This window comes from Roseateles sp. T103 (assembly GCF_057219915.1).
On the sequence record NZ_JBXVVS010000009.1, the window covers coordinates 1 to 10,000 of the forward strand.

Here is a 10,000-nt window from a genome sequence, read left to right on the forward strand (position 1 = left end):
GGACTGGATCCAGAGGGGTTTGCGGGGATATTAGCCTGACGATGACCTACTTTCACACGGGAATCCGCACTATCATCGGCGCTGACTCGTTTCACTGTCCTGTTCGGGATGGGAAGGAGTGGGACCAAGTCGCTATGGTCGTCAGGCTTAACTTGTTGGCTGGCTGAGGTATTCAGCCAACCCAATTCGTAGAGTTGCATTATACGCGGGAGCGTACGGTGCGTGAATCAGCTTTGATTTGATTGCGTCTTCAGAACTGAAGAACGGTATAACTTGTAACCTCGTCCTTTGATCAGTCGGGGACTGTCAAAGTTATAGGGTCAAGCCTCACGGGCAATTAGTACTGGTTAGCTTAACGCATTACTGCGCTTCCACACCCAGCCTATCAACGTCCTGGTCTCGAACGACCCTTCAGGGGGCTCAAGGCCCCGGCAAGACTCATCTTGAGACGAGTTTCCCGCTTAGATGCTTTCAGCGGTTATCTCTTCCGCACTTAGCTACTCGGCGATGCCACTGGCGTGACAACCGATACACCAGAGGTGCGTCCACTCCGGTCCTCTCGTACTAGGAGCAGGCTCTCTCAATCTTGCAGCGCCCACGGAAGATAGGGACCAAACTGTCTCACGACGTTTTAAACCCAGCTCACGTACCTCTTTAAATGGCGAACAGCCATACCCTTGGGACCGGCTACAGCCCCAGGATGAGATGAGCCGACATCGAGGTGCCAAACACCGCCGTCGATATGAACTCTTGGGCGGTATCAGCCTGTTATCCCCAGAGTACCTTTTATCCGTTGAGCGATGGCCCTTCCATACAGAACCACCGGATCACTTAGTCCTACTTTCGTACCTGCTCGACTTGTCAGTCTCGCAGTCAAGCACGCTTATGCCTATGCACTATTAGCACGATTTCCGACCGTGCCTAGCGTACCTTCGAACTCCTCCGTTACGCTTTGGGAGGAGACCGCCCCAGTCAAACTGCCCACCATACACTGTCCCCAACCCGGATCACGGGCCAAGGTTAGAACCTCAAACACACCAGGGTGGTATTTCAACGTCGGCTCCATGAGAACTAGCGTCCTCACTTCAAAGCCTCCCACCTATCCTACACAGATCTGTTCAAAGTCCAATGTAAAGCTACAGTAAAGGTTCATGGGGTCTTTCCGTCTTTCCGCGGGGAGATTGCATCATCACAAACATTTCAACTTCGCTGAGTCTCTGGAGGAGACAGTGTGGCCATCGTTACGCCATTCGTGCAGGTCGGAACTTACCCGACAAGGAATTTCGCTACCTTAGGACCGTTATAGTTACGGCCGCCGTTTACTGGGACTTCAGTCAAGAGCTTGCACCCCATCATTTAATCTTCCAGCACCGGGCAGGCGTCACACCCTATACGTCGACTTTCGTCTTTGCAGAGTGCTGTGTTTTTAATAAACAGTCGCAGCCACCGATTCTCTGCGGCCTCATTGGGCTCCATTTGTACAACTTCACCTACTAAAGGCACACCTTCTTCCGAAGTTACGGTGTCAATTTGCCGAGTTCCTTCTCCAGAGTTCTCTCAAGCGCCTGAGAATACTCATCACGCGCACCAGTGTCGGTTTGCGGTACGGTCGTCTATAGCTGAAGCTTAGTGGCTTTTCCTGGAAGCAGGGTATCACTCACTTCGTCTGCAAGCAGACTCGTTATCACACCTCAGCTAAGCCCTCCGGATTTGCCTAGAGGGCACGCCTACATGCTTGAACCGGGACATCCAACACCCGGCTGAGCTAACCTTCTCCGTCCCCACATCGCACTATAGATCGGTACAGGAATATTGACCTGTTTCCCATCAGCTACGCATCTCTGCCTCGCCTTAGGGGCCGACTCACCCTACGCCGATGAACGTTGCGTAGGAAACCTTGCGCTTACGGCGAGGGGGCTTTTCACCCCCTTTAACGCTACTCATGTCAGCATTCGCACTTCTGATACCTCCAGCATCCCTCACGAGACACCTTCACAGGCTTACAGAACGCTCTCCTACCACTTGCACTTACGTGCAAATCCGCAGCTTCGGTAACTGGCTTAGCCCCGTTACATCTTCCGCGCAGGACGACTCGATCAGTGAGCTATTACGCTTTCTTTAAATGATGGCTGCTTCTAAGCCAACATCCTGACTGTTTTAGCCTTCCCACTTCGTTTCCCACTTAGCCAATTTTAGGGACCTTAGCTGGCGGTCTGGGTTGTTTCCCTCTTGAGTCCGGACGTTAGCACCCGGTGCTCTGTCTCCCAAGCTGTACTCTGCGGTATTCGGAGTTTGCCAAGGTTTGGTAAGTCGCCATGACCCCCTAGCCTAAACAGTGCTCTACCCCCGCAGGTAATACTTGAGGCACTACCTAAATAGTTTTCGGAGAGAACCAGCTATTTCCAAGTTTGTTTAGCCTTTCACCCCTATCCACAGCTCATCCGCTAGTTTTGCAACACTAGTCGGTTCGGACCTCCAGCACCTGTTACGGTACCTTCATCCTGGCCATGGATAGATCACTTGGTTTCGGGTCTACACCCAGCGACTAATTCGCCCTATTCGGACTCGATTTCTCTACGGCTACCCTATTCGGTTAACCTCGCCACTGAATGTAAGTCGCTGACCCATTATACAAAAGGTACGCAGTCACCCTTGCGGGCTCCTACTTTTTGTATGCATGCGGTTTCAGGATCTATTTCACTCCCCTCCCGGGGTTCTTTTCGCCTTTCCCTCACGGTACTAGTTCACTATCGGTCGATTACGAGTATTTAGCCTTGGAGGATGGTCCCCCCATATTCAGACAGGATTTCACGTGTCCCGCCCTACTCTATTCGCGCTTAGTTCCACAATCAACATTTCTCATACGGGGCTATCACCCGCTATGGCCGGACTTTCCATTCCGTTCTGATATGCCAACTGCTAAAACGCGAGGGCTACTCCGATTTCGCTCGCCACTACTTTCGGAATCTCGGTTGATGTCTTTTCCTCGAGCTACTGAGATGTTTCAGTTCACCCGGTTCGCCACGTATCCCTATGTATTCAGAATACGTTACCTCTTGCGAGGTGGGTTTCCCCATTCGGAAATCTCCGGATCAAAGCTAATTTGCCAGCTCCCCGAAGCTTATCGCAGGCTATCACGTCCTTCGTCGCCTGTAATCGCCAAGGCATCCACCACATGCACTTAGTCACTTGACCCTATAACTTTGACATCGCTGACTGCAATGTCGTCAAGGACTGCAATCCAATCTTGTTTCATTGGATTGTTTGAGTATTACGCGTTATGCCGTTCTTCAAATATCTCTGATCTTGTCAGAGTTGAAGTCTGGTGACGCAATCAAATGTCATTGGCGGCACGGTGCCCAGCAGCCCCTTTACGAACTGCAGGCTTTCCGCCAACAACGCTGATTCGACTCTACGAATTGTTAAAGAACAACAGCCAACTTCTTTTCAGAAGACTAAGACTGGCAAACCTCAACAGCACCGCCGTGCTTGCTGAGGTTTGCCAACCTTTCGAGTGAATTGGTGGAGGATGACGGGATCGAACCGACGACCCCCTGCTTGCAAAGCAGGTGCTCTCCCAGCTGAGCTAATCCCCCTTGGTGCGTGGTGGGTCTGGTTGGATTCGAACCAACGACCCCCGCCTTATCAAGACGGTGCTCTAACCGACTGAGCTACAGACCCACGCGTTCTTCGCGCCTGAGCCTTCCTCTGACGCTCGCCTGTGTCTTTCCAACCTACGGCCAGCTCGGCAGGCTCACGCTTTGTTCACTCACTGTTGTGTTACAGCCGATAAGTGTGGGCGCGTGAATTTGAGTGCTATGGATCTTGCTGGTCACTCACTGCATGCAGCAAGCAACTGCTCGATCATTTTCTAGAAAGGAGGTGATCCAGCCGCACCTTCCGATACGGCTACCTTGTTACGACTTCACCCCAGTCACGAACCCTGCCGTGGTAATCGCCCTCCTTGCGGTTAGGCTAACTACTTCTGGCAGAACCCGCTCCCATGGTGTGACGGGCGGTGTGTACAAGACCCGGGAACGTATTCACCGCGGCAAGCTGATCCGCGATTACTAGCGATTCCGACTTCACGCAGTCGAGTTGCAGACTGCGATCCGGACTACGACCGGTTTTCTGGGATTAGCTCCCCCTCGCGGGTTGGCAGCCCTCTGTACCGGCCATTGTATGACGTGTGTAGCCCTACCCATAAGGGCCATGATGACCTGACGTCATCCCCACCTTCCTCCGGTTTGTCACCGGCAGTCTCATTAGAGTGCCCTTTCGTAGCAACTAATGACAAGGGTTGCGCTCGTTGCGGGACTTAACCCAACATCTCACGACACGAGCTGACGACGGCCATGCAGCACCTGTGTCCAGGTTCTCTTTCGAGCACTCCCAAATCTCTTCAGGATTCCTGGCATGTCAAGGGTAGGTAAGGTTTTTCGCGTTGCATCGAATTAAACCACATCATCCACCGCTTGTGCGGGTCCCCGTCAATTCCTTTGAGTTTCAACCTTGCGGCCGTACTCCCCAGGCGGTCAACTTCACGCGTTAGCTACGTTACTGAGAAGAAACCCTCCCAACAACCAGTTGACATCGTTTAGGGCGTGGACTACCAGGGTATCTAATCCTGTTTGCTCCCCACGCTTTCGTGCATGAGCGTCAGTACAGGCCCAGGGGATTGCCTTCGCCATCGGTGTTCCTCCGCATATCTACGCATTTCACTGCTACACGCGGAATTCCATCCCCCTCTGCCGTACTCTAGTCATGCAGTCACAAAGGCAGTTCCCAGGTTGAGCCCGGGGATTTCACCTCTGTCTTGCATAACCGCCTGCGCACGCTTTACGCCCAGTAATTCCGATTAACGCTTGCACCCTACGTATTACCGCGGCTGCTGGCACGTAGTTAGCCGGTGCTTATTCTTCAGGTACCGTCATCCTCCCAGGGTATTAGCCCAGAAGATTTCTTCCCTGACAAAAGCGGTTTACAACCCGAAGGCCTTCTTCCCGCACGCGGCATGGCTGGATCAGGCTTGCGCCCATTGTCCAAAATTCCCCACTGCTGCCTCCCGTAGGAGTCTGGGCCGTGTCTCAGTCCCAGTGTGGCTGGTCGTCCTCTCAGACCAGCTACAGATCGTCGGCTTGGTGAGCCTTTACCCCACCAACTACCTAATCTGATATCGGCCGCTCCAATTGCGCGAGGTCTTGCGATCCCCCGCTTTCACCCTCAGGTCGTATGCGGTATTAGCCACTCTTTCGAGTAGTTATCCCCCACAACTGGGCACGTTCCGATACATTACTCACCCGTTCGCCACTCGTCGCCAGGTTGCCCCGCGTTACCGTTCGACTTGCATGTGTAAGGCATGCCGCCAGCGTTCAATCTGAGCCAGGATCAAACTCTACAGTTCGATCTTGATTACTCAACGGAATCGAACAAAGACTATCTACATAGCTTCATTCTCTTTCCGTGAGCGTTTAAAGTCCAAAGGACCGGTTCATCTCTGAACCCGCACTCGCCTTCAAACGCCCACGCTTATCGGCTGTGAATTCTTAAAGAACATCGCGATCAACTACTGTCTTTCGCGCCGCCAATCAGTGATCAGCGAAGAATCGAATTATGACTGACTTTCAAATCAGCCGTCAAGAATTTTTGAATAAATCTTGATTTCGAGCCTCTGGGCAGCATCTATTGATGCCGCCAGCAGATATAAGAACTAGCAAAGCGCTTATATCTGCTGGCACAGATAGAAACGCCCGGTCAGTCGACCGGGCGGCTCGTCATATTAGCCTGACGATGACCTACTTTCACACGGGAATCCGCACTATCATCGGCGCTGACTCGTTTCACTGTCCTGTTCGGGATGGGAAGGAGTGGGACCAAGTCGCTATGGTCGTCAGGCTTAACTTGTTGGCTGGCTGAGGTATTCAGCCAACCCAATTCGTAGAGTTGCATTATACGCGGGAGCGTACGGTGCGTGAATCAGCTTTGATTTGATTGCGTCTTCAGAACTGAAGAACGGTATAACTTGTAACCTCGTCCTTTGATCAGTCGGGGACTGTCAAAGTTATAGGGTCAAGCCTCACGGGCAATTAGTACTGGTTAGCTTAACGCATTACTGCGCTTCCACACCCAGCCTATCAACGTCCTGGTCTCGAACGACCCTTCAGGGGGCTCAAGGCCCCGGCAAGACTCATCTTGAGACGAGTTTCCCGCTTAGATGCTTTCAGCGGTTATCTCTTCCGCACTTAGCTACTCGGCGATGCCACTGGCGTGACAACCGATACACCAGAGGTGCGTCCACTCCGGTCCTCTCGTACTAGGAGCAGGCTCTCTCAATCTTGCAGCGCCCACGGAAGATAGGGACCAAACTGTCTCACGACGTTTTAAACCCAGCTCACGTACCTCTTTAAATGGCGAACAGCCATACCCTTGGGACCGGCTACAGCCCCAGGATGAGATGAGCCGACATCGAGGTGCCAAACACCGCCGTCGATATGAACTCTTGGGCGGTATCAGCCTGTTATCCCCAGAGTACCTTTTATCCGTTGAGCGATGGCCCTTCCATACAGAACCACCGGATCACTTAGTCCTACTTTCGTACCTGCTCGACTTGTCAGTCTCGCAGTCAAGCACGCTTATGCCTATGCACTATTAGCACGATTTCCGACCGTGCCTAGCGTACCTTCGAACTCCTCCGTTACGCTTTGGGAGGAGACCGCCCCAGTCAAACTGCCCACCATACACTGTCCCCAACCCGGATCACGGGCCAAGGTTAGAACCTCAAACACACCAGGGTGGTATTTCAACGTCGGCTCCATGAGAACTAGCGTCCTCACTTCAAAGCCTCCCACCTATCCTACACAGATCTGTTCAAAGTCCAATGTAAAGCTACAGTAAAGGTTCATGGGGTCTTTCCGTCTTTCCGCGGGGAGATTGCATCATCACAAACATTTCAACTTCGCTGAGTCTCTGGAGGAGACAGTGTGGCCATCGTTACGCCATTCGTGCAGGTCGGAACTTACCCGACAAGGAATTTCGCTACCTTAGGACCGTTATAGTTACGGCCGCCGTTTACTGGGACTTCAGTCAAGAGCTTGCACCCCATCATTTAATCTTCCAGCACCGGGCAGGCGTCACACCCTATACGTCGACTTTCGTCTTTGCAGAGTGCTGTGTTTTTAATAAACAGTCGCAGCCACCGATTCTCTGCGGCCTCATTGGGCTCCATTTGTACAACTTCACCTACTAAAGGCACACCTTCTTCCGAAGTTACGGTGTCAATTTGCCGAGTTCCTTCTCCAGAGTTCTCTCAAGCGCCTGAGAATACTCATCACGCGCACCAGTGTCGGTTTGCGGTACGGTCGTCTATAGCTGAAGCTTAGTGGCTTTTCCTGGAAGCAGGGTATCACTCACTTCGTCTGCAAGCAGACTCGTTATCACACCTCAGCTAAGCCCTCCGGATTTGCCTAGAGGGCACGCCTACATGCTTGAACCGGGACATCCAACACCCGGCTGAGCTAACCTTCTCCGTCCCCACATCGCACTATAGATCGGTACAGGAATATTGACCTGTTTCCCATCAGCTACGCATCTCTGCCTCGCCTTAGGGGCCGACTCACCCTACGCCGATGAACGTTGCGTAGGAAACCTTGCGCTTACGGCGAGGGGGCTTTTCACCCCCTTTAACGCTACTCATGTCAGCATTCGCACTTCTGATACCTCCAGCATCCCTCACGAGACACCTTCACAGGCTTACAGAACGCTCTCCTACCACTTGCACTTACGTGCAAATCCGCAGCTTCGGTAACTGGCTTAGCCCCGTTACATCTTCCGCGCAGGACGACTCGATCAGTGAGCTATTACGCTTTCTTTAAATGATGGCTGCTTCTAAGCCAACATCCTGACTGTTTTAGCCTTCCCACTTCGTTTCCCACTTAGCCAATTTTAGGGACCTTAGCTGGCGGTCTGGGTTGTTTCCCTCTTGAGTCCGGACGTTAGCACCCGGTGCTCTGTCTCCCAAGCTGTACTCTGCGGTATTCGGAGTTTGCCAAGGTTTGGTAAGTCGCCATGACCCCCTAGCCTAAACAGTGCTCTACCCCCGCAGGTAATACTTGAGGCACTACCTAAATAGTTTTCGGAGAGAACCAGCTATTTCCAAGTTTGTTTAGCCTTTCACCCCTATCCACAGCTCATCCGCTAGTTTTGCAACACTAGTCGGTTCGGACCTCCAGCACCTGTTACGGTACCTTCATCCTGGCCATGGATAGATCACTTGGTTTCGGGTCTACACCCAGCGACTAATTCGCCCTATTCGGACTCGATTTCTCTACGGCTACCCTATTCGGTTAACCTCGCCACTGAATGTAAGTCGCTGACCCATTATACAAAAGGTACGCAGTCACCCTTGCGGGCTCCTACTTTTTGTATGCATGCGGTTTCAGGATCTATTTCACTCCCCTCCCGGGGTTCTTTTCGCCTTTCCCTCACGGTACTAGTTCACTATCGGTCGATTACGAGTATTTAGCCTTGGAGGATGGTCCCCCCATATTCAGACAGGATTTCACGTGTCCCGCCCTACTCTATTCGCGCTTAGTTCCACAATCAACATTTCTCATACGGGGCTATCACCCGCTATGGCCGGACTTTCCATTCCGTTCTGATATGCCAACTGCTAAAACGCGAGGGCTACTCCGATTTCGCTCGCCACTACTTTCGGAATCTCGGTTGATGTCTTTTCCTCGAGCTACTGAGATGTTTCAGTTCACCCGGTTCGCCACGTATCCCTATGTATTCAGAATACGTTACCTCTTGCGAGGTGGGTTTCCCCATTCGGAAATCTCCGGATCAAAGCTAATTTGCCAGCTCCCCGAAGCTTATCGCAGGCTATCACGTCCTTCGTCGCCTGTAATCGCCAAGGCATCCACCACATGCACTTAGTCACTTGACCCTATAACTTTGACATCGCTGACTGCAATGTCGTCAAGGACTGCAATCCAATCTTGTTTCATTGGATTGTTTGAGTATTACGCGTTATGCCGTTCTTCAAATATCTCTGATCTTGTCAGAGTTGAAGTCTGGTGACGCAATCAAATGTCATTGGCGGCACGGTGCCCAGCAGCCCCTTTACGAACTGCAGGCTTTCCGCCAACAACGCTGATTCGACTCTACGAATTGTTAAAGAACAACAGCCAACTTCTTTTCAGAAGACTAAGACTGGCAAACCTCAACAGCACCGCCGTGCTTGCTGAGGTTTGCCAACCTTTCGAGTGAATTGGTGGAGGATGACGGGATCGAACCGACGACCCCCTGCTTGCAAAGCAGGTGCTCTCCCAGCTGAGCTAATCCCCCTTGGTGCGTGGTGGGTCTGGTTGGATTCGAACCAACGACCCCCGCCTTATCAAGACGGTGCTCTAACCGACTGAGCTACAGACCCACGCGTTCTTCGCGCCTGAGCCTTCCTCTGACGCTCGCCTGTGTCTTTCCAACCTACGGCCAGCTCGGCAGGCTCACGCTTTGTTCACTCACTGTTGTGTTACAGCCGATAAGTGTGGGCGCGTGAATTTGAGTGCTATGGATCTTGCTGGTCACTCACTGCATGCAGCAAGCAACTGCTCGATCATTTTCTAGAAAGGAGGTGATCCAGCCGCACCTTCCGATACGGCTACCTTGTTACGACTTCACCCCAGTCACGAACCCTGCCGTGGTAATCGCCCTCCTTGCGGTTAGGCTAACTACTTCTGGCAGAACCCGCTCCCATGGTGTGACGGGCGGTGTGTACAAGACCCGGGAACGTATTCACCGCGGCAAGCTGATCCGCGATTACTAGCGATTCCGACTTCACGCAGTCGAGTTGCAGACTGCGATCCGGACTACGACCGGTTTTCTGGGATTAGCTCCCCCTCGCGGGTTGGCAGCCCTCTGTACCGGCCATTGTATGACGTGTGTAGCCCTACCCATAAGGGCCATGATGACCTGACGTCATCCCCACCTTCCTCCGGTTTGT

The 10,000-nt window shown here is 52.5% G+C and carries 4 tRNA genes and 6 rRNA genes (1 of these 10 cut by a window edge); all 10 read right to left on the reverse strand.

Features of this window, described 5'->3' with window-relative positions:
• Positions 1–33 precede the first annotated feature (33 nt).
• Positions 34–146, reverse strand: a 5S ribosomal RNA gene (rrf, locus tag AC2EBS_RS18140).
• A 170-nt stretch (positions 147–316) separates the two neighbouring features.
• A 23S ribosomal RNA gene (locus tag AC2EBS_RS18145) occupies positions 317–3,195 on the reverse strand.
• 325 nt (positions 3,196–3,520) lie between these two features.
• A tRNA-Ala gene (locus AC2EBS_RS18150) sits at positions 3,521–3,596 on the reverse strand.
• Positions 3,597–3,604: 8 nt separating this feature from the next.
• Positions 3,605–3,681: transfer RNA gene (locus AC2EBS_RS18155), tRNA-Ile, on the reverse strand.
• Positions 3,682–3,875: 194 nt separating this feature from the next.
• A 16S ribosomal RNA gene (locus AC2EBS_RS18160) occupies positions 3,876–5,404 on the reverse strand.
• Positions 5,405–5,782: 378 nt separating this feature from the next.
• A 5S ribosomal RNA gene (rrf, locus tag AC2EBS_RS18165) occupies positions 5,783–5,895 on the reverse strand.
• Between the two features lie 170 nt (positions 5,896–6,065).
• A 23S ribosomal RNA gene (locus AC2EBS_RS18170) occupies positions 6,066–8,944 on the reverse strand.
• 325 nt (positions 8,945–9,269) lie between these two features.
• Positions 9,270–9,345: transfer RNA gene (locus AC2EBS_RS18175), tRNA-Ala, on the reverse strand.
• An 8-nt stretch (positions 9,346–9,353) separates the two neighbouring features.
• Positions 9,354–9,430 (reverse strand) — tRNA-Ile (locus AC2EBS_RS18180).
• Between the two features lie 194 nt (positions 9,431–9,624).
• A 16S ribosomal RNA gene (locus AC2EBS_RS18185) occupies positions 9,625–10,000 on the reverse strand (it continues 1,153 nt past the right edge of the window).
• Together the 16S, 23S and 5S rRNA genes with 4 tRNA genes alongside form the textbook arrangement of a ribosomal RNA operon.